This window comes from Methylocaldum sp. RMAD-M, assembly GCF_017832375.1.
Classification (GTDB): Bacteria; Pseudomonadota; Gammaproteobacteria; order Methylococcales; family Methylococcaceae; genus Methylocaldum.
The window spans coordinates 95,287-121,307 of record NZ_JAFIBZ010000012.1 but is presented as its reverse complement, the minus strand read 5'-3'; the positions used below and the strand labels follow the sequence as shown (position 1 = coordinate 121,307).

The following is a 26,021-nucleotide window of genomic DNA, read 5'->3' as shown; positions in this document are numbered from 1 at the left end:
CGGCCCGCACACGGCACAGGAACTCAAACCGCCGACATTTCCACCGCCGCGTCGATATCGACCGCGACGATGCGGGACACGCCGGGTTCTTTCATGGTAACGCCGGCCAGATGCTGGGCGATTTCCATCGTCACTTTGTTATGCGAAATAAACAGGAATTGTACCTTTTCGGACATTTCTTTGACCAACTGGCTGAAACGGCCGACGTTGGCGTCGTCCAGCGGAGCGTCCACTTCATCGAGCAGGCAGAAGGGCGCCGGGTTGAGCTCGAAGATGGCGAACACCAGCGCTACCGCCGTGAGCGCTTTTTCGCCGCCCGATAGCAGGTGGATCGAGCTGTTCCGCTTGCCGGGCGGCCGCGCCATGATGCTGACGCCGGATTCCAGCAAATCGCGTTCGGTGAGGTCCAGGGATGCCTGGCCTCCGCCGAACAGCTTGGGAAACATGCGTTGCAGGCCGGCATTCACCTTGTCGAAGGTCTCTTTGAAGCGGGCTCGGCATTCCCGATCGATTTTCTCGATGGCTTCTCTCAACGTGGTCAGCGATTCGATCAGATCCTGGTGCTGCTGATCGAGAAACTTCATGCGTTCTTCTTGCGCCAGGTATTCTTCCATCGCCGTCAGATTGACCGCGCCGAGCCTGATGATTTCTTCCCCCAGTTCGGCGACTCGCTTCTGCCAGATCTTTTCATCCGCGTCCTCGGGCAATTCGGCTAAAACCGCGTCCGGTTCCGCGCCCAGTTCATCGAATTGCTCCTGCACCGTCTGTCGGCGCACTTCGTTGGCCTGGAGTTCCAGCTTGGTCTGTTCGAGGCGCTGTTTGAGGCCGTCCAAGTCCCTCTGATTACGGACCCGAGCTTGGTCGACGCGGCGAATTTCGGCTTCCAGGTCGCCGACGCGCTTGCGTAAATCCGACAGTGTCCGCTCGACCTCGACGCGCTGCTCCAGCAGTTCTTCCAACCGGGCTTGTTCGTCCTCGACCGGTGTTTCTGCTTCGTTCATCTGTGCGCTGACGGTTTCCAGCCGTCCCAGGGACTGGTCGTACTGATTTTGGGCCCGCTCAAGGTGTTTTCGGGTTAAACCTTCAGCCGACTTCAGGGTTTCGAGACGGGTTTTGAGTTCGTGGACCCGGTCGCGCGCCGCTTTCAAGGACGCATCGGCGTTGCCGAGAACATTTTCCAGCGCCTCCCGCCGGGCGGCATGATCCGCGGTTTTCGGTTCCAGCTCGGCAAGCCGTTCTTCCGCCTCGAGCAAGGCAGTCTTGGCCTCGGCGGTTTCTTCGACGATTTGAGACTGGTGTTCTTCCAGATCGTCCAGCTCGTATTCGAGCTGCCGGAGACGCTTCGCAGCCTGCTCGCAGCGTGCCGTGGCGGCGCTCAACTCGGCCTTGAGACGGGTTTGATCGGCGCCCAAAGCACGCTCCTGAGACTGCAGGCGCTCGCGCTCGTGCTCGGCATCCTTCACTGCTTGATCGGCTTGCGCGAGATCGTGCTCCAGTATCCGGCTTCTCTCCAGCAAGTTGTCGCGCCGGGCTTTGAGTTCCCGCAGGTCGCGCTCCCGCTTGATCATGCCGGCCTTTCCGTCCTCCGGCTTGTGGACGGCCAGCCAGCCCCGGCCGAGGCGGATGCCGTCCGGAGTCACCACCGATTCGTGGTCCGCCAGCCGCTCGCTCACGGTTTTCGCTGCCGCAAGATTTTCCGCGCAATATACGGCACCGAGCAGCGGACCGAGATCCCAGGGCGATTGCACTTGTCCGATGAGTTTCTCTGCGGCCGGCGTGGCAGCCCCATTCGGCGAGTGGGTTTCAAAGAAGCTCAGCGACTCGCCGGGAAGTTTGTCCAGATGCGGCCAATAGACGGCCGGTCCCTCGACGCACAGGGCTTCGAGATGGCTGCCGAGGACACTTTCGACCGCCGTCTCCCAGCCTGGGCGAACGTCCAGGTGTTCGGCCAGGCGCCCGGCACGATCGAGATCGCGTTCCGCCAGCCATGTCTTGACCGCGGCGCGGTCTTTGCCCATGGCGTGCTGTTGCAGCGTTTCCAGCGAGCTGATCTGGCCCTGTATGGCGTGCACTTCGGCGCGGCTGGCGTTCAGTTCGTCCTGGCAGGCTTTGGCCCGCTGGCGTTCCTGCTGAATTCGTTCGATCAGGCCTTGCAGCTGCTCGTGCAGGGCCGCCCGTTCGGCTTCCAGTTCTGCCAGATCCTGTTGCAGCGCTTCCAGCCCCTCGGTTTGCAGCGTGTCTTCGAGCTCGTCGCGCTCGGTTTCCAGCCGCTCCCGCCGGGACTGGAATTGTCGCTCCTGTTGTTCCAGTTGCTTGAGCCGCGATTTCTGAAGCTCAGCCTGGCCTTTGCAACGGTTGATTTCGCCGCTCAGCGATTCGAAGGCCTGGCGCAGGTTTCTGAGCGCCCGGTCCGATTCGTCTCGGTATTTGACCGCTTCGATTTCGGCGGCCAAAGCCCGATCAAGGTCGGTCTCGACTGACGCGAGCTCTTCCCGCACGGCTTCGAGTTGGTGTCGATCGTTTTCCAGATCGCGCAGCGCCTGTTCTTTTTCCCCTTGGAGCCGGGTTTGTTCCTGACGCAGGGTTTCGCGCGTCTTGTGCGCGTGCTTGATCGCCTGGTCGAGCCGACTGACTTCGGAGCCCAGCTCGTAAAAGCGGCCTTGATGCTCGCCGAGTTGGTGTTGCAGCGCTTCGTGCCGGTCTCGATATTGCTCCAGGGTTTCGTTCAAGCCGTTGCCTTCGCTGACCAGTTGTCGGAACAGCTGTTCGGATGTTGCCAGGGACTTTTGATGATCGCGCAGGAGCTCGTCGTATTTGCGCCAGCGGATGGCGAGCAGTTGCTCTCTGTAGCGCCGCTCCTCCTGCTTGAGAGCCGTGTACTTTTCCGCCTTTCTCGCCTGCCGCCGGAGGTTGTCCAGTTGTTTCGCCACCTCGTCGCGGAGATCCTGCAGCCGGTCGAGGTTTTCCTGAGTGTGACCCATGCGGAGTTCGGTTTCGTGACGCCTTTCCTTGTACTTCGAGATGCCCGCCGCTTCCTCGATGATCTCCCGCAGTTCGTCGGGCTTGGCTTCGATCAGCCGGGAGATGGTGCCTTGCTCGATGATGGCGTAGCTTCGGGAGCCGAGCCCGGTGCCGAGGAACAGGTCGGTGATGTCCTTGCGGCGGCAGCGGGTGCCGTTCAAGAGGTAGGTCGATTGCCCGTCCCGCGTGACCTGGCGCTTGATGGAAATTTCCGGGTATCTGGCGAATTCGCCCGGCGCCTTGCCTTCGCTGTTGTCGAAGATCAGTTCCACCGAGGCCATGCCCACCGGCTTGCGGGTGCTGGACCCGTTGAAGATCACGTCGGCCATGGTGTCGCCGCGGAGATGCTTGGCCGAGCTCTCGCCCATCACCCAGCGCACCGCGTCGATGATGTTCGATTTGCCGCAGCCGTTCGGTCCGACGATGCCCACCAGATTGCCGGGAAGCGGAATCGGCGTGGGGTCGACGAAGGACTTGAAGCCCGCGAGTTTGATCTTGTCCAGCCGCATCAGAGGGTGTAAATGAGTTTTGCAGTACGAGACGACAGCAGGAAAATGATGGTGGGCGCGATGGCGGGCAAGTCCGTTAGTCTGGTTTGTAATGGAACCGGGCGCTATTATAGCGGACTAAGTCACGGCGTCATTCCGTACTTGTTTATGTCCTGTCTGTGTTCCGCCACTACTGCGCATCGCGCATTTCTGAAGATCCTTTACCGTTCTCCTATGCCATCAATACCTAGCAAAGACCTCGAAACCTTCGATAATCCGCAACCCGGCCGCAATTACACTATCCGCATCGAGATTCCGGAGTTTACCTGCTTGTGCCCCAAAACCGGCCAGCCGGACTTCGCCACCATTCTGATCGAGTACGTGCCGAACCGATCGTGCGTGGAGCTCAAATCGCTCAAGCTTTATATCTGGTCTTTCCGCGAGGACGGCGCGTTCCACGAAGCGGTGACCAATCGAATTCTCGATGATCTCGTCAGGGCCTGCGCTCCGAACTTCATGCGTGTAACCGCCCGCTTCAATGTACGTGGAGGTATCTACACCACGGTTGTCGCCGAGCACCGCGATTCGGCGTGGGAGCCGCCGCGGCTGGTCAATCTGCCGTAAGCGACGGATTGCGGCGCCGGGCGATGAAAAGCACGTTGGCAAACGGCGTGCCTTCGCTCATCGGAACGGTCTCCACGAAAAATCCCAAAGCTTCGAGCAAGCCTTTCCATTCCGTCTCGCTGCGGTAATGATAGCGTTGCCGAACATGGCCCCGCGCCAGCGCGCACAGCCGCTCTGCGGTTCGGGTGGCTTGAAACCGTAGACCCGAGCCGGCATCCGTCTCCCGCATGACCAGCGCACCGCCACCGGGCAGTACGTCCGCTATTCGCTCGAGCAGCGCCTCCTGTTCGTCCGCCGCGAGATAAAGCAGAAGGTCCAGCAGGACAGCCGCTCGGCAGGCGGGCAAGGCTGCCGAGCGCACGTCGGCGACGGCGATTTCCGCCTCGTCGCCCAAGGCCAGCCTGGCGGCGGCTACGTCGTTCGGACGCAGATCGATGCCGAAAAATTGCGCGTTGCTCAGCGGAATCAGATCGAGTCTCCGAGCTTCCGACAATAGGCTCATGAGAATGCCTCTCCCGCAGCCGAGATCGAGAATCGCGCCGCTTCGGGGAAGCCAATCGGGATTGGAAAGGAGATAGGCGTACACGGGATCGTGCCGCAGCTTGCCGCGCACGAATCCTTCGGTGAAGCGGCCCGCCGCCCGATAGCGGCGGGCGGTTTGTTCGGCCAAATGGCCGAAATCGACGATCACTGCGCGTTTTTAAATGCTCAACAGCTCGCGCTTGATGGCATTATCGAAATTCTGAATCCAGCCGTTGTAATTGCTGTGAATCTTGGTGCCGTCGTAGTTCAGGTTGTTGCTGTTCTTGTAGCGGATATTGTATTTGTCCTTGCTGTAGGTGATGTCCACTTCCGCCATATGGGAGCGGATGAACAGCGTTCCGATGAGCTGTCCCGGCTTTACTTTTCTGACCTGCCAGCCGAGTCCGGCACCTGCCCGAATGATGGCTTTCTCGACGTCCTCGGCGGTATAAGGCTTGTTGCCCGTCACCATGACCGGCGCGTCGTAGACGTTGTATACCGGAGAAGTCCGGCAACCGGCCAGGAGAACGAAAGCGGCGACGAATAAAGCGACGAGTACGGGTTTGAGTCTCATTGTTTTTTCTCTTTTTGTTGGTTGACGGAAAATCCCAAGAGGACGCTAAGCACGAATCGCTGTTCCGACGATCCTTTATCCCCCCAGATCGATTGTGCAAAGGATCCGCGTTCAGGGCAACAATCGTTCACATTAAGTTAGCGTCGATCCCGAAACTTCTATGTGGGTAACAGCTTTTTAAAGCTTGGAGTCGTCATAGCGGAACGGGAATCAGGTTCAGCCGAGCGACTTCGTCCAGCAATCTCGGCAAGGCTTCCAGTACGACGGGGCGGCCGTTCCGGTCGCGGGCCGAAGAGCCATCGTGCAGCAGCAAAATATCTCCGCCGCGGAGGTTTTTGGACAAACGCCGCACGATCTTTTGAGGGTCGCCGAACACGGCATCGTAGCCACGGCGTGTCCATGAAACCAAGGTCAGATCCAAGCTGCTCAGCACGGGTTGCAGCCACGGGTTGCGCATGCCGACGGGGGCCCGGAAGTAGCGCGGTGAGGCGCCCGTGAGAGCTGTTAACGCCGCTTGCGCTCGCCCGATTTCCGCCTTGAAACCGCCGACGGCGCTCAAGGCGAAGGTATGCGCATGGCGGTATGTGTGATTTTCGATGCGATGGCCTCGCGATACGATGTCGCGAACCAGTTCCGGATACTTTTCGGCTCTGGCGGCGATGCAAAAAAAGCTGGCTTTGGCTTGGTAACGATCCAACAGATCGAGCACTTTCGGCGTGGTTTCGATGTCGGGGCCGTCGTCGAAGGTCAGTGCGATTTCCTTGCGTTCCGCTCGTTCGGCGGGGAGCCGGGTGAGGTTCGGGCCGAGCAGCGGGCTGGTAGGCCAAAAGCTCGCGCCGAATACGATCGCGTGATTGGCTGCGAGGGCCTCGACGAGCAGCGTCGATCCATCGGGCGCAAGAAGCGCGGCGGACCCGCCGATGACTTGAAAAGCCGCGGAATAGCGCAGAAAAGGCGAGGGAAGCCAGTGGCGGACGGAGTGCATCGGCGTTATGTGTATCGAGTCGGAGAGCAAAGCTTGAGGATTAAAACCGATTTTCTTATCCGTGGGGAGATGCCCGCCGCTTGATCAACGATATTCCGGGGACCTCCATGCTTGCCTGGCCGAGCGGATCAGGCTTACGCTCTCGTCAAGAAGGTCTCGAAGCTTGTCTATATAGAGAAGACCTGCTTTTCCGATTGATAGAAATGAATAGACGAAAACTGATCAAGCTCTTGTTGGGCTTGGCATGTCTGGTGGGGTTCGGTTTGGCGCGGGCGGCGAATTCCGCAGCAGTGATTTTGGACGATTTCGAAACGCTGAGCGGCTGGACCGCCGTGGCCGCGGAAGGCACTCATGTGGAATTGGCTCAGGATACCGGCCGGACCGGCATGGGTCTACGCCTCGATTTCGATTTCAGGGGCGGTACGGGCTTTGTTACCGTGCGCAAGAAGTTCTCCATCCCGCTGCCCGAAAATTACGCATTCACGTTTTATACGCGGGCGGAAGCGCCGGCCAACAATGTCGAGTTTAAGATCATCGACCCCTCCGGGGATAACGTCTGGTGGCGACGGCGCTTCGATTTCAAGTTGCCGGTGGACTGGCAACAGTACCGCGTGAAAAAACGCATGTTCGACTTCGCGTGGGGACCGTCCAATACGCCACTCAAGCAGGTTGGATTCGTCGAGTTCTCGATCACGTCGAGCACCGGCGGCAAGGGATCGATTTGGCTCGACGATTTCCGCTTCGAGAAGCGCGAGCCGATTACCGCCTACAATCTCACGCCCAAAGTCACGGCCTCGACCACCGCCAAGGATCACGACCCGGAGTCGGTGCTGGACGCGAAGCCCGAAACCTCATGGCAAAGCGGCGCGCTCGCGGAAAGCCAGTGGCTGCAGGTCGATTTTCTGAAGCGCCGCGAATATGGCGGCTTGATCATCGAGTGGGACCGCGACGATTACGCCACCGCTTATCAGGTTCGGATTTCCCAAGACGGCAAGCTATGGCAGCCGGTGTACACGGTCAGTCTGGGCAACGGGCGCCGCGATTACATTTATATGCCCGACGCCGAATCCCGCTATTTGCGGCTGGAGTTGCAGAAAAGCAGCCGCGGCCGGGGATACGGCATCAGCTCGCTGACCATAAAACCGTTCGACTTTTCCGCCTCGCCGAACGCATTTTTCGAAACCATTGCCCGTGAAGCGCCCCGCGGTATCTACCCGAAATATTTTTACGGCGAGCAAAGTTATTTCACCGTCATCGGCGCCAACGGCAGCGACAAGGAGGGTTTGCTGAACGAGGAAGGGGCGCTGGAAGTGGATAAGAACGCATTTTCCATCGAACCCTTCTTATACACCAAAGGCAAGCTCGTTACCTGGAACGACGTGTTTCCGGTACAGGAGCTCGAGCGCGGTTATTTGCCCGTGCCCTCGGTGACCTGGCGGTCCGATTCGGTCGAAATGAAGACGACGGCTTTCGCCGCCAGCAAGCCCGGGCAGGCGCTTTATGCGCGCTATCGGGTGGAGAACAACGGCAGCGAGCGTGAGCAGTTGAAGCTCTTGCTCGCGATCCGTCCGTTTCAAGTCAATCCGCCCTGGCAGGCCTTGAATATGGTGGGGGGCGTGGCGCAAATCCACGATATCGCGCTGGACGGGCGAATCATCCGGGTCGACGAGAATCGCTCGGTAATCCCCTTGACCCCGCCTCATCACTTTGGTGCGACGACCTTCGACCAAGGTTCGATTACCGATTTCTTGATGGAAGGCAAGGTGCCGCAGCAGACCGAAGCTCACGACCCCTTCGGCTATGCGTCCGCCGCCTTGGAATACGAGCTGGATTTGCCTCCCGGCGCGTCGCGGGAGATTTATCTGGCGATTCCGTATCAGAATCCGGAGGCCATTCTGGAGGCGGCGAATATAGTGGAGGGGAACGGCAGTGCCTTCGGTCGGGCCCGGTTTCGGGATGCCGTCAACTTCTGGGAGGCCAAGATCGTCCGCGCCGATCTGATCGTTCCGCCCGAGGCGCAAAAGCTTCGGGATACGGTGAGGAGCAATCTGGCCTATATCTTCATCAACCGGGACGGCGCCGCGCTTTATCCCGGTTCTCGCTCCTACGCCCGCTCCTGGATTCGCGACGCGGCCTTGATGTCCGCCGCCTTGCTCGGCATGGGGTATACCGAAGAAGTACGGCACTTCATCGAATGGTATGCCGGGTTCCAGTTTCCCAACGGGAAGATTCCCTGCTGCGTCGATCACAGGGGGCCCGATAGCGTCCCCGAGAACGACAGCCACGGCGAGTTCATTTACGTTGTCGCCGAATACTACCGTTACACGCGCGATATCGGTTTTGTATACGAGATGTGGCCGACGATCGTGAAATCGGTGCACTATATCGAGCAGTTGCGCAATCAACGGAAGAGCGAAGAGTACAAGTCCTCCGATAAATCGATGTTTTTCGGCATGATGCCCGAATCCATCAGTCACGAAGGTTACAGCGCCCATCCGGTACACTCCTACTGGGACGGCTTTTGGACCTTGCGCGGGCTCAAGGATGCCGCCGACTTGGCCGTGCTGGTCATGGACGAAAACAATGCCGCGCATTTTGACGCTTTGCGGGACGATTTTCGCAGCGACCTGTACCAATCCATCAAGCGCACCATGGCCAAGCACAAGATCGCCTTCATGCCGGGTTCGGCGGAGCTGGGCGATTTCGACGCCACCGCCACGGCCATGGCGGTCGCGGTCGGCGGCGAGCAGACCAATCTTCCGATAGAGGCGCTGAACAAGACCTTCGACAATTTCTACGACTATTTCAACAAGCGGCGCGACGACAAGCTGGAATGGATCGCTTACACGCCGTACGAAGTGCGTACCGTAGAAGCGCTGGTCCGTATGGGGCGGCGCGAGCAGGCGCTGGAGCTGTTGAATTTTCTGCTCAAGGATCAACGTCCCGCCGACTGGAATCACTGGGCGGAGGTCGTCTGGCGCGATCCCAAGCATCCCAAGTTCATAGGCGATATGCCCCATGCCTGGATCGGGGCGGAATTCGTGCGGGCGATGCGCGCTCTGTACGCGTATGAACGTGAAAGCGATCAAGCATTGGTTCTGGCGGCAGGAATTCCGAAAGCGTGGCTGGAGGGTGGCGGCGATGTGGGCGTGAAGCGTTTGCCCACGTGGTATGGAACCTTGAACTATACCTTGCGCCAGGAAGAACCCGATAAATTGCGGCTCGTGCTCTCCGGCGATCTCGCCCTGCCTCCAGGCAAGATCGTTCTCAAGGCACCCGCCGACCAGCCCATCCGGTCGCTTACCGTCAACGGAAAACCGGTCGATACGTTTACCGCCGATCAAGCGGTGATCGGCGAGTTTCCGGCGGAAGTGACGGTGAACTACGGGGCGGCAATTACGCAGCAAGCTAATTGATTTCGATTTTTGACCTAAGGAGTCCGCATGAGCTTCGATCCTAACCAGGCCGGTCTCGATCGACCGAACGATTCGGTCCCGGCGTCGCGCCTTCTGTCCAACGGACGCTACACGGTATTGCTGACATCGGCCGGCACCGGGTTTTCGATGCTTGGCGGCCACGCGCTGTCCCGCTGGAGCGGAGACCGCGTCGAAGACGGCGAGGGATGGTTCATTTACCTCCGGGATTTGGATAGCGGAGACTGGTGGTCGCTCGGTTTGCAGCCGACGGGGATGGAAGCCGATGCACGGACCGCTCGTTACGAGCCGGGCCGGTTTAGGCTTCAGTGCGAGAACAGCGGTATCGAGGCCGTTTTGGATGTGTGCGTCAGCCCGGACGACGATCTGGAGCTGCGCCGAGTCACGCTGCGAAATCGTTCGAATCGGCCCAGACGGATCGAAATCACGAGCTATCTCGAAGTGGTCCTGAATCATCCTGCGGCCGATGCGGCGCACCCGGCTTTCTCCAAGTTGTTCGTGCAAACCGAGTTCGTGGCGGAACGAGAAGCGCTGCTCGCTCGTCGCAGGCCGCGCAGCGCTCATGAGGTTTATCCGTGGTTGGTCGGCGCGGCGTTCGGGCCGGGTGAATTGGAGTACGAGACCGACCGGATGCGCTTCCTCGGCCGGAACCGGACGCCGGCGGAGCCGCAGGCGCTTCGTGAAACACAGCCGCTGTCCGGCGGGATCGGCAACGTGCTCGACCCGGTTTTCGCTCTGCGGCGCTGCTTGGAACTTGCTCCCAACACGCAGGGAGATGTGGTGTTTCTGTTCGGCGCGGCCGAAGACAGGACGCAGGCGCTGAAGCTCATCGAGCGTTGCTCGGCGGAAAAAGCGATAAATACTATCTACGCCCGCGCGGCCGAAGGCGAGCGGGAACTCGTCCGGCGGCTCGACATGACCGGAACGGGGGCGGAGTTTTTTCAAGCCCTCGCAGGTGCGTTGCTTTACGGCGATCCGAAGCTTCGGGCTCCGGAGTCGGTGCTGCGGAGCGCCTGCGGTCCTCTTGCGCGGCTCGACCGCTACGGCTTGCCGTTCTACCGGCCGATCGTTCTGGTACGGGCCAGTGACAGTCGCGAGGATTCACGGGTTGCCGAACTCATCAAGGCGCAGCGCTATTGGCTGGCGAAAGGCTTACGTTTCGCGCTGATGATCTTGAGTCCGGACAAGGGGGCCGACTTCGGTGGGTTGGGCGGGCTTGATCAGGACATCTTTATTCGCGCGGAAAAAGACATTGCGCCGGCCGATCTCGAATTGCTGTGCGCCGTTGCGCGCCTGGTGGTCGATGAAAACGCGCCGTCGCTTCGATCGGAGCTTCCGGTTCCAAGCGCGAGAGCGCGGCGCGCCCTTTTGCCGCCGGAGACGCCGAAACTCAAGGCCGGGCGCGAAGCGCTTCGATTTTTCAACGGATATGGCGGTTTTGCCGCGGACGGCACCGAGTACGTGGTTCGTTTGGATTTGACCGACGGCGAGTTGCAAGGGCCGCCTCTTCCATGGATCAACGTAGTCGCCAATGAACACTTCGGCTTTCTGGTCAGCGAGCGGGGAGCGGGATATACCTGGCATCGGAACAGCCGCGAGCATCGGTTGACGCCTTGGTTCAACGATCCCGTCAGCGATTCGTTCGGCGAAGCGTTATATCTCCGGGACGAGGAAACCGGCGCGTTCTGGTCTCCCTTGCCGGGGCCTTGTTCGGCACCCGCCGCTTACGAGGCGCGCCACGGGTTCGGGTACAGCCGGTTTACCAGCACCTACGATGGTTTGGATCAGGACGTCGTACTGTTCGCGGCCCGCCACGATCCGGTCAAAATTTTCCGATGGCGTCTGACGAATGGGGGCGCTAGCCGCCGCCGCTTGTCGCTGTTTTCATACCAGCGCTTAATTCTGGGCGGGACGCCGTCCGACAGCAGCCGGTTCGTGATCACCCGCCATGATCCGGAGACGTCGGCGCTGTTCGCTATCAATCGCCAAGCCGGAGAGTTTTCCGACGGCGTCGCCTTCGCGGCGGCGGTAGGGCAGCCGGGTGCCATGTATTTCACCGCCGATCGGGAGAGCTTCATCGGGCGGAACGGCAGCCCGGAAGCCCCCGCGGCTTTGCTCGCACGCGCATCGCTCGATGGACGGAATGGCGCTAATCTCGATCCGTGCGCGGCGCTTCAGCTTCAAATCGACTTGGAACCGGGGCAAACCTTCGAATGTGCGTTCCTGTTGGGCGAAACCCTCTCCGAGGACGAATGCCGATCGATCATCGAACGCTACCGGCAAGCTAGCGCCATCGAGAACGCCTTGGCCGAAGCCCAAGGTTTTTGGCGCGATTTTGTCTCCGGAATTCAAATCGAGACGCCGTCTCCCGCCATCGATCTGATGGTCAACGGCTGGCTGGCATATCAGAACCTGAGCTGCCGGGTCTGGGGGCGCTCCGCGTTCTATCAGTCCGGAGGCGCCTTCGGTTACCGCGATCAGCTTCAGGACGCCTCGGCGCTGATCTATCTGCGCCCCGAGCTTACTCGAGCCCAGATTCTGCTTCACGCCGCGCATCAGTTTGTCGAGGGAGACGTGCTTCACTGGTGGCATCCCGAACCCCTGGAGCGGGGATTGCGCACCCGATTTTCCGATGATCTGGTCTGGCTGCCATATGTCACGGCGTTTTATATCCGTCACACCGGCGATTGGAGCGTACTGGACGAATCCGCGCCGTTTGTGACTGCCCGTTTACTGGCGGAGGGGGAGGACGAGGCTTATCTGAAACCCGACGATGCCGGTCAGGTTGCGGACATCTACGAACATTGCTGTCGAGTGCTGGACCGCTCCCTGACCCGGGGCGCGCACGGTTTGCCCTTGATGGGCACGGGCGACTGGAACGACGGCATGAACCGGGTGGGCCGCGAAGGGCGCGGCGAGAGCGTGTGGATGGGATTCTTTCTTTACCACGTTCTCGAAGAATTCCTGCCGATCTGCGAGAAGCGCGGCGACCAGGCGAGGATCGAAGCTTACCGGGCTTATCGAGAGCATCTTTACCAGGCGCTCAATGACGCGGGATGGGATGGCGACTGGTATCGACGCGCCTATTATGACGACGGTACCCCTTTAGGCACCAAACACGGCGATGAGTGTCGAATCGACGCCTTGGCCCAGGCGTGGGCGGTGATTTCAGGCGCGGCGCCGGCGGAGCGGGCGAATCGAGCTTTGGATGCGGTCGAGGAGCACCTGATCTCCGATCATGATGGTCTCATTCGTTTATTGACGCCGCCCTTCGTCAACACACCGCATGACCCGGGCTACATCAAGGGCTATGTGGCCGGCGTGCGCGAAAATGGCGGGCAATACACCCATGCCGCGTGTTGGGTGGTGCGCGCCGTGGCAGAACTCGGCCGGAACGACCGGGCCGCGCGGCTATTGGAAATGCTCAGCCCGGTGAGCCACGCGCGGACGCAGGAAGAAACCGATGTTTACCGGGTCGACCCCTACGTAGTCGCCGCCGACGTTTACGGCGAACCGCCGCATGTGGGCCGCGGCGGTTGGACGTGGTACACGGGGTCCGCGGGCTGGATGTACCGTGTCGCCTTGGAATCGATTTTGGGATTTCGGGTGAAGGAGGGCGCTTTCATCGAGCTCAAACCTTGTATACCGGCCGAGTGGCCGGAGTTTGTGATCCGCTATCGGCATCCGGGCAATCCGACGCGCTATACGATCAGGGTAACGAATCCGAATAAAACGCCTCGGCGTGTTCTCAGTGCGGATCTGGACGGACGGCCGGTGCCGGTCGAACAGGAAACGGCACGAATTCCTTTGCTATCGGACGGGCGGTCTCACGACGTTGTCGTGATCTTAGGCTAATGCCTGCGCCAGGCTGCGAATCAGGCATATGGCGGTTTCCTCGACGGTGCGGCCGAACGCGATGACGCCGTCTTCATGGCCACCCATGGCGATGACCGGGCTTTTCGAAGTTCGAACCAGAAACCCGACCTCATGGGCCATCTCCGGCGTGCCGTAACCGACTTGCCGGTCAGTCACGGGAATGGCCAAGGCTTCGGCCTTTTCCCATAATTCGGGCGAGTGGACATGCAGTACGCAATCGATCCCGCTTCCGCTTTGGTAAACCGCAGCATGGGTCAGGGCTTCGGAAGAGGGCGCTATCGGTCCTTCGGCGATGATGAGGTTTTGCTCCAGATCGAATCCGGTGACGAGACAGTAATGTTCGCTAATGAGCTTGGGCTTGCCGCCGGTCTGCGTTCCGCTGATAAGGAAGGCGGTTTCACCGCGGCGAAGGCTGACGTTGCCGTAGGCCAGGCCGTCATACCGACGAGAGTCCTGCCCGGTGAGTCCGAGACGATAGAGGATGGTCCGCCAGGCATTCAGTTCGGCGACGATTTCCGAATCTACCGGCGGAGCCGTCGTGTAATCGAGGCGATACTTGACGACGCCTTCTCTGTCCTGTTTCTGATCCATCTTTAAATCCATAGCCTTGGCCGAACATATTTATTACTACAGGCCGGACGAAAAAGCGAAAAACGGCAAAATCCGCTATGCGTCCAAAGAACGAACAGATGAAAAAATATTCGCGCGTTTTATAATAGAAAGCTTGCATCCGATCGGCGGGGCGAGTTTTTGGATCGAATCTTGAAGGGAAGCGGGACCGAGCCGGAAATTCCTCGGCAAACGGAGTATAATTCGGGCAGATTTTATGTGCGAATGTGGCGAAATTGGTAGACGCGCTGGATTTAGGTTCCAGTGGGGCAACCCTTGAGAGTTCGAGTCTCTCCATTCGCACCAAATGTTCAGTAAGCACCAAGAAGCCAAGCTTCCTAGCATAAATATCCGATTACGGATATCAGAGTTCGGCGCATCAGCCAGCAATTTAGGCGATTGTGCTTTTCGAGCCAGTCCCTCCGATACTTTTTTCCATTCTTGAGGTAACAGCGACATGCAAGTTTCTGTCGAAACGACATCTGAATTGAGCCGGAAAATGACCGTACAGGTGCCGGAAGAAGAGATCCAGGAAAAAATAGCCTCACGCCTCAAAACTTTGGCGAACAAGGTCAAGATCGACGGTTTCCGTCCCGGCAAAGTGCCTCAAAGTCTGGTAAAAAAGCGCTATGGACAGCAGGTCCGGGAGGAGGTCCTTTCGGATCTGATCCAATCGAGCTTTTATGAAGCCGTCCGGGAGGAGAGGCTCAAACCAGCGGGAGTGCCGCAGATCACCGCTCGCCGAGTCGACGAGGGCAGTGGGCTGGAATATGAAGCGAGCTTCGAAGTGATGCCGGAGTTCGTGCTGATGCCGTTGGAGACATTGGAGGTCAAGCGGTTCGTTTCGGAAGTGACCGAGCCGGATATCGATGCCATGATCGAACGTCTCAGAGAGCAGCGGAAGAGCTGGCAAGAGGTCGAGCGCGCGGCGGCAACGGGGGATCGTGTTACGATCGCCTTTGAAGGCAAGATCGGCGATGAGTCGTTTACCGACGGAAAAGTTGAGAATCTGCCCGTTGTCCTGGGCACGAACCAAATGATTCCAGGATTCGAAGATAAGTTGGTCGGCGCAGTGGCCGGGTCGACGCTCGAATTCGAATTGCCGTTTCCGGCCGACTACCCCAACCAAAAGCTGGCCGGCAACACGGCGCAATTTGCCATCGAGCCGCTGAAAGTCGAAGAAAGCTTATTGCCCGAGGTGGACGCGGAATTCGCAAAATCCTACGGCATCGAGGAAGGTGGCGTGGAAGCTTTCCGCAGCGATATCCGCGCTAACATGGAGCGCGAGATGAAGCGGGCGCTGCAGACGAGAACGAAATCCTCGGTGATGGATGCTCTGTTCGCCAAGAATGCGATTGCTCTGCCCAACGCCTTAATCCAAGATGAGCTTGAGCATTTGTTGGCGCCCTACCGGCAAGCGGCCCAGAAAAGGCGGCAGGATCTCGATGAAGCCAAGCTGAAGGAGCAGCTAGAGCCAGTGGCGAGACGAAGAGTCGCCTTGGCGCTGATCCTCGGGAAGATCATTGAAACTAATAATCTTGTCGTGGATCAAAAGCGGGTGCGTTCGACCGTCGACGAATTGGCCGCGAGTTATGAGAGCCCGGAAGACGTGGTGCGCTGGTACTACGCCGAGCCGGAGCGGCTTCGCGAAGTGGAAAACGTGGTCATGGAGGATCAGGTGGTGGATTTGGTATTGGACAAGGCAAAGGTGACCGAAGAAAAGATCGCGTTTCAAGAGTTGATGCAGCAGGTTACCGGCAGTTCCTCACAAGCGGCGTAACTTTAACCCGAGAGATCTCATGATGTTTACCGGCGATTTTGATAAAACCGTCAATACTCGGGCGACGGGGTTGGTGCCCGTCGTAATCGAGCAGTCGGCGCGTGGCGAACGGGCGTTCGATATCTATTCCCGCTTGCTCAAGGAGCGGGTGGTTTTTCTGGTTGGGCAGGTCGAAGACTACATGGCCAACCTGATCATCGCTCAACTGCTCTTTCTGGAATCGGAAAATCCGGACAAGGACATCCATCTTTATATCAATTCTCCCGGCGGCATAGTCACCTCGGGACTGGCGATTTACGATACCATGCAGTTCATCAAACCCGACGTCAGCACCCTGTGCATCGGTCAGGCGGCTAGCATGGGAGCGTTGCTTCTGGCGGGCGGCGCGCCCGGCAAGAGATATTGTCTGCCCCATTCGCGAGTCATGATCCATCAGCCTTTGGGCGGCTTCCAGGGACAGGCCAGCGACATTGACATTCATGCCCGCGAAATTCTCGCGACCCGCGACAGACTGAATCGAATATTGGCGAAACATACAGGTCAGCCGTTGGAACGAATTCAAGTCGATACCGATCGTGATAATTTCATGAGTGGAGAAGACGCAGCGCAATATGGTCTAATCGACAAGGTGCTCGCTAGCCGAGAACCGGGTTCTAGCGGTTAAACGCATTGGAATTCGAGTTCCAAGGACTAGTGGACGTATGCCGGTAGCGGTTGGTTCGCGTAGGTTGCTACAACAGTCATCTGACGAATAAGAGGTTTGCGATGAGTGATGATAAGCACGGCAAAGACGGGGGCGGGAAACTTCTTTACTGCTCGTTTTGCGGAAAAAGCCAGCATGAGGTCAGAAAGCTCATTGCCGGTCCGGCTGTGTTCGTCTGTGACGAATGTGTCGAGTTGTGCAACGATATTATTCGCGAGGAGCTTCAGGAAAATGTTGCCGCTAGCGTAGATAAGTTGCCCAAACCGAAAGAGATCAAGGCCGTACTCGACGAGTATGTCATTGGCCAGGAGAAAGCCAAGAGGATCTTGTCGGTTGCGGTCTACAACCACTATAAGCGGCTCCGGGTGCATAACCACCTGAAGAAGAACGATGTCGAGCTGGCCAAGAGCAATATCCTCTTGATCGGCCCAACCGGATCGGGAAAGACCTTGCTTGCCGAGACGCTCGCCCGGCTGTTGGACGTGCCGTTCACGATCGCCGACGCGACGACGCTGACCGAGGCGGGTTACGTCGGGGAAGATGTCGAAAACATCATCCAAAAGATCTTGCAGAAATGCGATTACGACGTGGAGAAGGCAGAGTCCGGTATCGTCTATATCGACGAGATCGATAAGATTTCCCGTAAGTCGGATAATCCCTCGATCACCCGCGACGTGTCCGGTGAAGGTGTGCAGCAGGCTCTGCTGAAGTTGATCGAGGGCACTGTGGCCTCGGTACCGCCACAAGGCGGACGCAAACACCCTCAGCAAGAATTTTTGCAGGTCAATACGGCGAATATCCTCTTCATCTGCGGCGGAGCGTTCGCCGGACTGGAAAAAATCATTCGTTCACGCTCCGAAAAGGGCGGCATCGGTTTTTCCGCGGAGGTCAAGACCAAGGACGAACGCCGCAATGTCGGCGAAGTTTTGGCGGACGTGGAGGCGGAGGACCTGATCAAATACGGCCTGATTCCGGAGTTTGTCGGTCGTTTGCCGGTGGTGGCGACTCTGGAAGAATTGGATGAGCAGGCATTGGTTCAAATTCTGACCGAACCGAAAAATGCTCTGGTCAAACAATACAAGAAGTTGTTCGAGATGGAGGGTTGCGATCTGGAGATTCGCGAGGACGCCTTGCGGGTGATCGCGCGAAGGGCAATGGAACGGAAAACCGGCGCACGCGGTCTGCGAACGATTCTCGAACACGTGTTGCTGGATACGATGTACGAATTGCCTTCCGCCGAACATGTTTCCAAAGTTGTGATCGATGAAAAGGTTATTCGCGGCGAATCGGACCCGTATCTGATTTATCAAACCGAAGAAAAGCACTGCGCTTCGGTAGAGTGAAATATCTTTCGAGTGCTATCGATGCCTTGCGGCGAGCGGGCGTCGGTAGCCGATTCAGGGTTTTGTTATGCGGCCAATTTTCAGATCTTGATCGATGGCCGAACTTCACTGTCTGACTAATGGCTGATAGCTTCTCAGTCTTAAAGCTCGTTAGGGCAGCCTTCAAGTTGAATTTGCGTTCTTGCTCGCCTGTCGGCACAAACACCTGTTTGCATTCACTGATCCTAATGGTAGCGGTCGCTTATTTCAGCGCGTAAGCGTCACCGCGCATTGATCTACGCATTTTGTATAGAAAATCGTTCGGATTCGGGAATCTCGACGATACATTCGCATCTAAGTAGTTTTTCGTACTTACCCGGACGGGATCGCAGAATTTTTGCTGATCTCTTCATCTGAAGTTTTTGGCCAAATCAAATAGTCCCCGATTTTATCGGGCTTAGTCTTGTTTTTTGCCCGAAGCTTACCTATATACTCAGTAACAACGCGTACTCACTAATATCCATGGGTGGCTAATGGAAAATACCTCGCTTGAAAATCGTGCAAAGCCGGAAAAGATGGTACCGGTGCTTCCCTTACGGGACGTCGTAGTCTATCCCCACATGGTCATACCGCTCTTCGTCGGCAGAGAGAAGTCGATTCTGGCCCTAGACTCTGCCATGCGGGACAACAAACAAATCTTGCTCGTAGCGCAGAAAGAAGCCGAACTGGATGATCCCAGCTTCGATGACCTGTACCAGATCGGCACTTTATCTAACATCCTGCAATTGCTGAAGCTTCCGGACGGCACTGTGAAAGTGCTCGTCGAGGGTAGCGAGCGCTGCAACGTCGATAAGTACCGTGTCGCCGACAAGCACTACGTAGCCGTAGTTTCGCCGCAGCTGGACGAGATCAACATCACCGATCAAGAAATCGATGTGTTGATGCGCACCGCCATCAACACCTTCGATCATTACGTCAAGCTCAATAAGCGGATACCGCCCGAAGTGTTGAATTCGCTTGCCGGCATCGACGACCCGAGCCGGTTGGCGGATACCATCGCCGCACATATGACCATCAAAATCGAAGACAAGCAGTCGATTCTGGAGATGAGCGATGTGACGGCCAGGTTGGAGCGTTTGATGACGCTCATGGAAGGCGAGGTGGATATGCTGGAGATGGAGAAGCGTATCCGCGGGCGGGTCAAGCAGCAGATGGAAAAAAATCAGCGCGAGTATTACTTGAACGAGCAAATGAAGGCCATCCAGAAGGAGTTGGGGGAAATGGACGATGTGCCGAACGAATTCGAGGAGCTATCGCGCAAAATCGAAAAGGCCGGCATGCCTGAGGCGGCTCGTACCAAAGCCGAGACGGAGTTGAACAAGCTCAAGTTGATGTCGCCGATGTCTGCCGAGGCTACGGTAGTCAGGAATTACGTCGACTGGATGGTCAACATGCCGTGGAAGAAGCGCACCAAGATCAGTCACGACTTGCAGCGTGCCGAAGAAATTTTAGAAACCGAGCACTACGGTTTGGAGAAAGTCAAAGAGCGTATCCTCGAGTATCTGGCCGTTCAGCAGCGCGTCAAGAAACTAAAAGGCCCAATATTGTGCTTGGTTGGACCGCCCGGTGTGGGCAAGACTTCGCTCGGTCAGTCGATTGCTCGAGCGACCAACCGGAAGTACGTTCGCATGGCCTTGGGCGGGGTTCGTGACGAGGCCGAAATTCGCGGCCATCGCAGAACTTACATTGGCTCGATGCCGGGTAAAATCCTGCAGAACCTTTCCAAGGTAAAGACCCGCAATCCGATGTTCATGCTCGACGAGATCGACAAGATGGCGATGGATTTCCGCGGTGATCCTGCTGCCGCATTGTTGGAAGTTTTGGACCCGGAGCAGAACCATACTTTCAACGATCATTACTTGGAGGTCGATTTCGATTTGTCCGAAGTAATGTTCATTGCAACGGCGAACACTTTGAATATCCCGGCGCCGCTTCTGGACCGCATGGAAGTGATCCGCATCGCTGGCTACACCGAGGATGAGAAAGTCAATATCGCCATGCGCTATCTGATTCCAAAGCAGGTCAAGAACAACGGGCTTAAGGACAGCGAAATTCATATCACCGAATCGGCGGTTCGAGATATTATCCGCTTCTATACTCGAGAAGCCGGTGTTCGTAGCCTTGAGCGCGAAATAGCCAAGATTTGCCGCAAGGTCGTCAAGAGCTTGGTCCTCAAACCGAGCACCAAGAAACTGAACGTGACTCATCGTAACGTGGATGACTTTTTGGGCGTCAGGCGTTATCGCTACGGACGAGCCGAGGAGAAGGACCAGGTCGGGCAGGTTACCGGCCTGGCCTGGACCGAGGTGGGAGGCGAGCTTCTTACCATCGAATCGGTCGTTATGCCCGGAACCGGCAAGCAAACCTATACCGGAAAACTCGGCGAGGTCATGCAGGAGTCGATACAAACCGCTGTCACGGTAGCCCGGAGCCGAGCAGAAACGCTGGGTATCGATCCGGCGTTTTATCAGAAGCACGATGTGCATATACACGTGCCGGAAGGGGCCACGCCCAAAGACGGTCCCAGCGCCGGTATCGGTATGTGCACGGCTTTGGTTTCCGCATTGACTCAAATCCCTGTGAGATCGGACGTTGCCATGACGGGCGAGATCACGCTTCGCGGGGAGGTTTTGCCCATCGGAGGGCTAAAGGAGAAACTGTTGGCGGCGCATCGGGGCGGTATTTCGACCGTCTTGATTCCGCAGGAAAACGAGAAGGACTTGGCTGAGATTCCAAAGAACATTAAGCAGGATCTCAAAATCGTCGCGGTTCGCTCTATCGATCAAGTCCTCGAGACCGCACTAAAACACATGCCGGAACCGTTGAAACCGCCGGTTACTCCCGAATCCGAGGGTGTGACTAAATCGACGGGTACGGCAGGCATGATCGTTGCTCATTAGTCCTAATTGGAGGGAGTTGCTTTTTGCGTGTTCAGAGAAATGCGACGGATCGCTAAAATTCGCTGAATCCCAGACGCTATGCGGCTTGACAGTGCTTTTTGTCTACTGCTACATTTCGGCCGGCGAGTTCACGCGTAGCCAACAGCATATAGGAATGGACGAAGTCTTGCGGCCATGTGAAGAACTTAGATTCAACATCATCGATCAAAGGGGGAAAGAATGAATAAAGCGGAACTAATTGATGCGATCGCTAAGTCGGCGGACCTGACGAAGGCCGATGCCGGGCGCGCACTCGACGGTATGATTGACGCTATCACGATAGCTTTAAAAAACGGCGAAACCGTTTCACTCGTGGGTTTTGGTTCCTTTGGGGTTAAAGAGCGTGCCGAGCGTCAAGGCCGTAATCCGCAGACGGGAAACACGATTACCATCAAAGCTGCAAAAATTCCCTCATTCAAGGCTGGTAAAGCACTTAAAGATGCTGTAAGCTAGTCGACTCTTTAGGGTGCTTAGCTCAGCTGGGAGAGCATCGCCCTTACAAGGCGAGGGTCGTAGGTTCGATCCCTACAGCACCCACCATAAATTGGAGCGGTAGTTCAGTTGGTCAGAATACCGGCCTGTCACGCCGGGGGTCGCGGGTTCGAGCCCCGTCCGCTCCGCCAAATTTCAAAAAACCCGCGCCCCTGAGGCAGCGGGTTTTTTTTTTGAGGGCAGGGGGCTGCCTGTCTTTTCGTTTAATGATTGCTCTTAAAGCCGTATCAGGTTCTGCATATGCTTCAAGCGATTCGTGATCGTGCCCAAGGTATCTTCGCATGGGTAATGTTGATTCTTGTCGGTGTGCCGTTCGCTCTATGGGGAATTCAGAATTATCTGGATTCCGGCAAGGAGCAGCCACTGGCTGTCGTCGGTGACAGGGATATTTTTGAGCGCGAGGTAAACCAGGCCTATCAGCAGAGTCTTGCGAATCTGGTGGGTTTGGCGGAGGTCGACGATAGGCAGCTCAAACATGAAGCTTTAGAGCGGCTGATTCGAGAAGAAATCATTGCGCAAAATGCGGAGGCTAAGGACCTTGCCGTCAGCGACAGCGCCGTGCGCGACTTCATCCAGACGCTCCCTTATTTTCAAACCGAAGGCAAGTTTGATAAGGAAAAATACAACATCATGCTGTCATCTCAGGGCTTGAGTTCTGCCCAATTCGTTGCGCAGGTCAGAAGAGCTTTGTTGATGGAGCAATACCAGCGCGGATTGCTTGACAGCGCATTTGTAACCCCGAATCAAATCGCTTCGCTCTTTCGGCTCAGAAATCAGGAGCGTGAGGTCGAATATCTCAAAATACCTTTGAAGAAATCGGCTCGCACTATTTCCGATGCGGAAATCGAAGATTACTATCGGAAACATCTTCAGGCTTACCAAAATCCCGAGCGTGTATCGATCGAGTACATCGCCGTTCGTCTTGACGATATCGCGAAGGAGACCCAAGTCACCGAAGACGACCTGCGCAATCTGTATGAAGAGCAGAAGTCTGGTTTCGCGTCCGAAGAAAGGCGCAAGGTCAGCCATATCCTAGTCGCGGTCGATTCGGAAGGCGGTGAAGCCGCCGAGCAGGCGGCTTTGGCCAAGATCAATCAGATTCAAGACCGTTTGGCTAAGGGCGAAGATTTCGCTAAGGCCGCAAAGGAAACGTCGGATGACCCGGTATCCGCTCAGAACGGCGGCGACTTGGGTTTCATTACCAAGGGAGCCATGGAGCAAAATTTTGCCGATGCGGCATTTGCTTTGAAGCAGGGTGAGTTATCCAAGCCTGTCAAAACATCTTTCGGCTATCACTTGATCAAAGTAACCGAGTTGTCTCCGGCTAAGGTCAAGCCATTCGAGGAAGTAAAAGACGAACTGCTGAAAACGTTCCAGCGCAATGCGGCAGAAAACAAGTTTTACGAACAGGGACAAACGCTGACGGAGCTCAGCTATGAACATCCCGACAGTCTGGAGCCGGCCGCGAAAGCCCTCAATCTGAAAATCGAGAGCACCGGATACTTTACGCGTGAGGCAGGAGACGGTATCGCCGCCGAGTCCACGGTAAGAGCAGCCGCGTTCAGTGAGGACGTTCTGAACGGACGGAACAGCGATCCGGTCGAATTGGGGAGCGAGAAAGCAGTCGTTTTGCGGATAAAAGACCATCAACCGGCGTCCGATAAGCCCCTCGCAGAAGTGAAGGAAGATATCGTTGGCAAATTACGTGCCGAGGACGCAAGACAGGAGACCCGCAAGCAAGCGGAAGAACTTTTGCGCCAAGCGCAGCAGGGTGCTCCGCTTACGGGTTTGGCCAAAGAGCACGGTATGCAGGTTTCCAAGGAGTCGAATCTGCGCCGCGATGCAAAAAATGTACCGCCAGTGCTGACGAATGCCGTATTCAAGGCTGCTCGACCGTCAGCCGAGCAGCCCGTTATCTCAACGGTGGAACTTGAAAACGGCGATCAAGTCGTCTTTAAGCTGATCGCCGTCAAGGATGGCGCTTCGCAAGGAGATCCCAAGGAAGCGGACGCTGCTCGCCAGTTCCTCGCCAAAAACGCCGCGCAGCGCGAATTTTCGTCCTTTGTGGCACAATTACGTGAACTCGCCGATGTTTACGTCAAGCCCGAGGCTGAAAACTGATCCGGATCGATTCGAGCTATAGCTGCGAAATTTTGAAGCCTTTCGATTGCAACAGGTTTAGGAGGCCGTGTTCACCGACCAGGTGGCCGGCTTCCAAGACAACGAAATAAGTCCTACCATCGGCCGCCAATTCCCCGATTTTCTCCGCCATCGCTGCGCTTCGATCGGTGAACAAGAGCTTAAAGAGCTTGTCCGAAGCCGGAAGACTATCGAAGCGGCGACGCACGATCAGCTCAACGGTCGAGGAATCTCCGCTCGTCCAGGCTTCGATCATCGATTTGAAATAGTCGTCCCCACGTTCAATCTCATTTAGCGATTGCAGGAGTATTTGCTCCTGTTCAATCTCGGACAAGCCATCCAACAGTTTCGCTTGTTCATCTACCGAGTCTAATTGAAGTACCGGCTTTCGCATCTGCGCATCCTTGACAAAGCCTTTTTCGATGCTGAGCTCTTGCGTATAGCCCGCCTGTTTAGCGGCTAGGCTCATCAAACTCAGTGACGCCATCCATGGCTTCTGGGTGAGAATCGTTTCCTCTGCCATGCCCAAAGCCTTAGAGAGCTTGAGCACTCTTTCCCAGGTGGCGGCTTTGATGTGGTCTCTTAAATCGGAATTGTCCGTGTACGCGCCTCGGTTTGCGGCGATGGGAAGTAGTTCGGCCGGAGGCAGCGCAGCGACATCGGCTCCGACGATCAGCACATCCGACCCCGAGAGGGCGTCCGTTATCGCTTCCGGGAGGGGATACATATCGCTCGCGCCATAAGGAAGGGCGCCCATGAGGTAGACCGTGCCTTCCGCAGTTGTCGCCTTCCAAAGAAAGTGCGGCTTGTTATCGCTGGCTGTTAGTTGAGACAAGCCGGGCGGCAGTTGAGCCGACGTCAACTCCTGACATGGTCGGTCTTGATAAAAGACCTTATCTTTCTGATCCAGACACTTATAGACATCGGCGAATACCGAGGTCGGCAGCAACGCGAGCGCGAAGACCAATAGGTTGGAGCGGGTTACAAGATGGAACATAGGCGTCATTTTTCCCAGTGATCAAAAGGTCGGCGAAGCGATTCGATGACACCCCAAATGTAGCTCAAGTGCCCAGCTTGACAATTTTTGACCAAAGTACGGGAGACGAAGACGGGGCGAAGGTATGTTGTGACGGAAAGACCGACCTGGTCACGTGAACCGTCGCTCCGTTGAGGGCGGGATGTAGCCGTCGCGTGTCTTGAGTCTCGATGATGAGCCACTATGGTGAACTCTTGAGTCCCGGTTTCGATCAAAAATTAATAGCGCAAACGACGAACTCTGGTGGCGCTCTTGCTGCCAGCCCGGACGTGAACAGCGTATAAGGAGGAGTATGAAAATCGCGCAGGTAGCGCCTTTGTATGAGAGCATACCGCCAAAACTTTATGGCGGCACCGAGCGCATCGTGCATTATCTTACCGAAGAGCTAGTAGGCGCCGGACATGATGTTACGCTCTTCGCCAGTGCTGATTCGGAGACGAGCGCCAAGCTCGAGCCGATTGTTTCCAAGGCACTGCGTCTCGACCAAGATGTACTAGATCCGTTACTACCCCATCTCTTGATGTTGGATCGGGTGTGCAGAGCGGCCAGTGAATTCGATGTCATTCACTTTCATACCGGTTGCCTTCATTTTCCGGTATTTCGCGAATGCTCGACCCCGCACGTTACCACCTTACACGGACGCTTGGACATCAGAGAGTTAGATGCCCTCCTCGAAGCCTTTCGGGACATGCCGTTGATCTCCATTTCGGATTACCAACGCACGCCGGTCGGTTGGGGGAATTGGGTAGCTACGGTTTATCACGGATTGCCGGAGGAGCTTTATACGTTCCGTGCCGAGCCGGGCACTTATCTGGCATTCTTGGGGCGTATTTCCCCGGAAAAGCGCGTCGACCGAGCGATCGAAATTGCAATTCGTGCCGGCATGCCGCTCAAGATCGCAGCGAAAGTCGATAAGGCCGACCGCGAATATTTCGACCAGGAGATCAAGACCCTTCTCAATCATCCTTTGGTGGAGTTCATCGGCGAAGTCAACGAGCGAGAAAAGAATGAGCTGCTCGGCAATGCTTACGCCTTGCTTTTTCCCATCGATTGGCCGGAACCTTTCGGGCTCGTGATGATCGAGGCGATGGCTTGCGGTACGCCTGTGATCGCCTTCAGGAACGGTTCGGTGCCGGAAGTTATGCGGCACGGAACGACAGGTTTCGTTGTCGAGAATCTTCACCAAGCGGTATCGGCAGTCGAACGGGTAGGCGAGATCAATCGGGCAATGTGTCGACAGGCGTTCGAAAATCGCTTTTCCGCCCGCCGCATGGCGAGCGACTATATTCAGATCTACCGACAGCTCGGTGAAAAGTGTAAGCAGAAAGTCTCTCCAGCGCTAAAGGTTCTCGGTATGGACGTCATCGAGAAGGACCTCGGTCGCCTTTCTATGCTGGGCAAGCAAACGATCTAGTTT

Annotated in this window: 17 protein-coding genes and 3 tRNA genes; 14 read left to right on the top strand and 6 right to left on the bottom strand. The window is 56.9% G+C overall.

Annotated elements, in window-relative coordinates; genetic code table 11:
• Positions 1-23: 23 nt before the first annotated feature.
• A complete protein-coding gene (gene smc / locus JOD69_RS13465) occupies positions 24-3,530 on the bottom strand; it encodes a chromosome segregation protein SMC (protein ID WP_086135092.1) in 3,507 nt (1,168 codons plus the stop codon).
• A gap of 213 nt (positions 3,531-3,743) precedes the next feature.
• On the opposite strand from smc, the gene queF reads away from it, so the two are divergent.
• On the top strand, positions 3,744-4,133 hold the full coding sequence (gene queF, locus JOD69_RS13460) for a preQ(1) synthase (RefSeq protein ID WP_086135100.1): 390 nt from the start codon (positions 3,744-3,746) through the stop codon (positions 4,131-4,133).
• On the opposite strand, the gene JOD69_RS13455 is transcribed toward queF, so the two are convergent.
• The 3 genes from JOD69_RS13455 to JOD69_RS13445 all read right to left on the bottom strand — a co-directional run bounded on the left by JOD69_RS13455 (position 4,120) and on the right by JOD69_RS13445 (position 6,214).
• Positions 4,120-4,824, bottom strand: coding sequence for a class I SAM-dependent methyltransferase (locus JOD69_RS13455; protein WP_086135093.1), 705 nt, complete (start codon positions 4,822-4,824; stop codon positions 4,120-4,122). The genes queF and JOD69_RS13455 overlap by 14 nt on opposite strands.
• A 9-nt stretch (positions 4,825-4,833) precedes the next feature.
• Complete coding sequence (locus tag JOD69_RS13450) at positions 4,834-5,229, bottom strand: hypothetical protein (protein WP_077731460.1); 396 nt, start codon at positions 5,227-5,229, stop codon at positions 4,834-4,836.
• A gap of 193 nt (positions 5,230-5,422) precedes the next feature.
• Positions 5,423-6,214, bottom strand: a complete 792-nt coding sequence (locus JOD69_RS13445; protein WP_086135094.1) for a polysaccharide deacetylase family protein — start codon at positions 6,212-6,214, stop codon at positions 5,423-5,425.
• 203 nt (positions 6,215-6,417) lie between these two features.
• On the opposite strand from JOD69_RS13445, the gene JOD69_RS13440 reads away from it, so the two are divergent.
• A complete protein-coding gene (locus JOD69_RS13440; protein WP_168175476.1) occupies positions 6,418-9,630 on the top strand; it encodes a discoidin domain-containing protein in 3,213 nt (1,070 codons plus the stop codon).
• Between the two features lie 27 nt (positions 9,631-9,657).
• Entirely contained in the window at positions 9,658-13,503 is a 3,846-nt protein-coding gene (locus JOD69_RS13435; RefSeq protein WP_086135096.1) for a hypothetical protein, read from the top strand.
• Here JOD69_RS13435 and JOD69_RS13430 read toward each other — a convergent pair.
• Positions 13,495-14,115, bottom strand: a complete 621-nt coding sequence (locus JOD69_RS13430; RefSeq protein ID WP_086135097.1) for a class II aldolase/adducin family protein — start codon at positions 14,113-14,115, stop codon at positions 13,495-13,497. The two genes, JOD69_RS13435 and JOD69_RS13430, sit on opposite strands and share 9 nt — an antisense overlap.
• Positions 14,116-14,131: 16 nt before the next feature.
• On the opposite strand from JOD69_RS13430, the gene JOD69_RS13425 reads away from it, so the two are divergent.
• The 10 genes from JOD69_RS13425 (at position 14,132) to JOD69_RS13380 (ending at position 23,550) form a co-directional block, all read left to right on the top strand.
• Positions 14,132-14,290 carry a hypothetical protein gene (locus tag JOD69_RS13425; RefSeq protein WP_210023991.1) on the top strand — a complete coding sequence of 53 codons (159 nt, stop codon included), beginning with the start codon at positions 14,132-14,134 and terminating at the stop codon, positions 14,288-14,290.
• Between the two features lie 64 nt (positions 14,291-14,354).
• Positions 14,355-14,439, top strand: a tRNA-Leu gene (locus tag JOD69_RS13420).
• A gap of 151 nt (positions 14,440-14,590) precedes the next feature.
• On the top strand, positions 14,591-15,913 hold the full coding sequence (gene tig / locus JOD69_RS13415; protein ID WP_077731464.1) for a trigger factor: 1,323 nt from the start codon (positions 14,591-14,593) through the stop codon (positions 15,911-15,913).
• 19 nt (positions 15,914-15,932) lie between these two features.
• Positions 15,933-16,577 (top strand): ATP-dependent Clp endopeptidase proteolytic subunit ClpP, encoded by a 645-nt coding sequence (clpP, locus tag JOD69_RS13410; protein WP_077731465.1) that lies wholly within the window; start codon positions 15,933-15,935, stop codon positions 16,575-16,577.
• Positions 16,578-16,678: 101 nt separating this feature from the next.
• Positions 16,679-17,959: an ATP-dependent Clp protease ATP-binding subunit ClpX gene (clpX, locus tag JOD69_RS13405; protein ID WP_077731466.1), complete on the top strand. Its 1,281-nt coding sequence runs from the start codon at positions 16,679-16,681 to the stop codon at positions 17,957-17,959.
• A gap of 554 nt (positions 17,960-18,513) precedes the next feature.
• The gene (lon, locus tag JOD69_RS13400) at positions 18,514-20,898 is read left to right on the top strand and encodes an endopeptidase La (RefSeq protein WP_347257262.1); all 2,385 of its coding nucleotides are present in this window, start codon (positions 18,514-18,516) and stop codon (positions 20,896-20,898) included.
• 219 nt (positions 20,899-21,117) lie between these two features.
• Positions 21,118-21,390, top strand: a complete 273-nt coding sequence (locus JOD69_RS13395) for an HU family DNA-binding protein (protein WP_077731468.1) — start codon at positions 21,118-21,120, stop codon at positions 21,388-21,390.
• An 11-nt stretch (positions 21,391-21,401) separates the two neighbouring features.
• A tRNA-Val gene (locus JOD69_RS13390) sits at positions 21,402-21,477 on the top strand.
• Between the two features lie 6 nt (positions 21,478-21,483).
• A tRNA-Asp gene (locus JOD69_RS13385) sits at positions 21,484-21,560 on the top strand.
• A gap of 109 nt (positions 21,561-21,669) precedes the next feature.
• Positions 21,670-23,550: a SurA N-terminal domain-containing protein gene (locus tag JOD69_RS13380; RefSeq protein ID WP_156879730.1), complete on the top strand. Its 1,881-nt coding sequence runs from the start codon at positions 21,670-21,672 to the stop codon at positions 23,548-23,550.
• Positions 23,551-23,566: 16 nt separating this feature from the next.
• On the opposite strand, the gene JOD69_RS13375 is transcribed toward JOD69_RS13380, so the two are convergent.
• Complete coding sequence (locus tag JOD69_RS13375) at positions 23,567-24,565, bottom strand: TraB/GumN family protein (protein ID WP_210023990.1); 999 nt, start codon at positions 24,563-24,565, stop codon at positions 23,567-23,569.
• A 331-nt stretch (positions 24,566-24,896) separates the two neighbouring features.
• Between JOD69_RS13375 and JOD69_RS13370 the strand changes: the two genes are divergently transcribed.
• A complete protein-coding gene (locus JOD69_RS13370; protein WP_086134175.1) occupies positions 24,897-26,018 on the top strand; it encodes a glycosyltransferase family 4 protein in 1,122 nt (373 codons plus the stop codon).
• Positions 26,019-26,021 lie beyond the last annotated feature (3 nt).

What these genes read in the sequence shown, in the direction of transcription:
- JOD69_RS13445 (WP_086135094.1), bottom strand. Translation starts at nt 6,214, where the DNA reads ATGCACTCCGTCCGCCACTGGCTTCCCTCGCCTTTTCTGCGCTATTCC.
- smc (WP_086135092.1), bottom strand. Translation starts at nt 3,530, where the DNA reads ATGCGGCTGGACAAGATCAAACTCGCGGGCTTCAAGTCCTTCGTCGAC.
- JOD69_RS13395 (WP_077731468.1), top strand. Translation starts at nt 21,118, where the DNA reads ATGAATAAAGCGGAACTAATTGATGCGATCGCTAAGTCGGCGGACCTG.
- JOD69_RS13450 (WP_077731460.1), bottom strand. Translation starts at nt 5,229, where the DNA reads ATGAGACTCAAACCCGTACTCGTCGCTTTATTCGTCGCCGCTTTCGTT.
- JOD69_RS13435 (WP_086135096.1), top strand. Translation starts at nt 9,658, where the DNA reads ATGAGCTTCGATCCTAACCAGGCCGGTCTCGATCGACCGAACGATTCG.
- clpX (WP_077731466.1), top strand. Translation starts at nt 16,679, where the DNA reads ATGAGTGATGATAAGCACGGCAAAGACGGGGGCGGGAAACTTCTTTAC.
- tig (WP_077731464.1), top strand. Translation starts at nt 14,591, where the DNA reads ATGCAAGTTTCTGTCGAAACGACATCTGAATTGAGCCGGAAAATGACC.
- JOD69_RS13370 (WP_086134175.1), top strand. Translation starts at nt 24,897, where the DNA reads ATGAAAATCGCGCAGGTAGCGCCTTTGTATGAGAGCATACCGCCAAAA.
- JOD69_RS13430 (WP_086135097.1), bottom strand. Translation starts at nt 14,115, where the DNA reads ATGGATCAGAAACAGGACAGAGAAGGCGTCGTCAAGTATCGCCTCGAT.
- lon (WP_347257262.1), top strand. Translation starts at nt 18,514, where the DNA reads ATGGTACCGGTGCTTCCCTTACGGGACGTCGTAGTCTATCCCCACATG.
- JOD69_RS13375 (WP_210023990.1), bottom strand. Translation starts at nt 24,565, where the DNA reads ATGTTCCATCTTGTAACCCGCTCCAACCTATTGGTCTTCGCGCTCGCG.
- clpP (WP_077731465.1), top strand. Translation starts at nt 15,933, where the DNA reads ATGATGTTTACCGGCGATTTTGATAAAACCGTCAATACTCGGGCGACG.
- JOD69_RS13440 (WP_168175476.1), top strand. Translation starts at nt 6,418, where the DNA reads ATGAATAGACGAAAACTGATCAAGCTCTTGTTGGGCTTGGCATGTCTG.
- JOD69_RS13380 (WP_156879730.1), top strand. Translation starts at nt 21,670, where the DNA reads ATGCTTCAAGCGATTCGTGATCGTGCCCAAGGTATCTTCGCATGGGTA.
- queF (WP_086135100.1), top strand. Translation starts at nt 3,744, where the DNA reads ATGCCATCAATACCTAGCAAAGACCTCGAAACCTTCGATAATCCGCAA.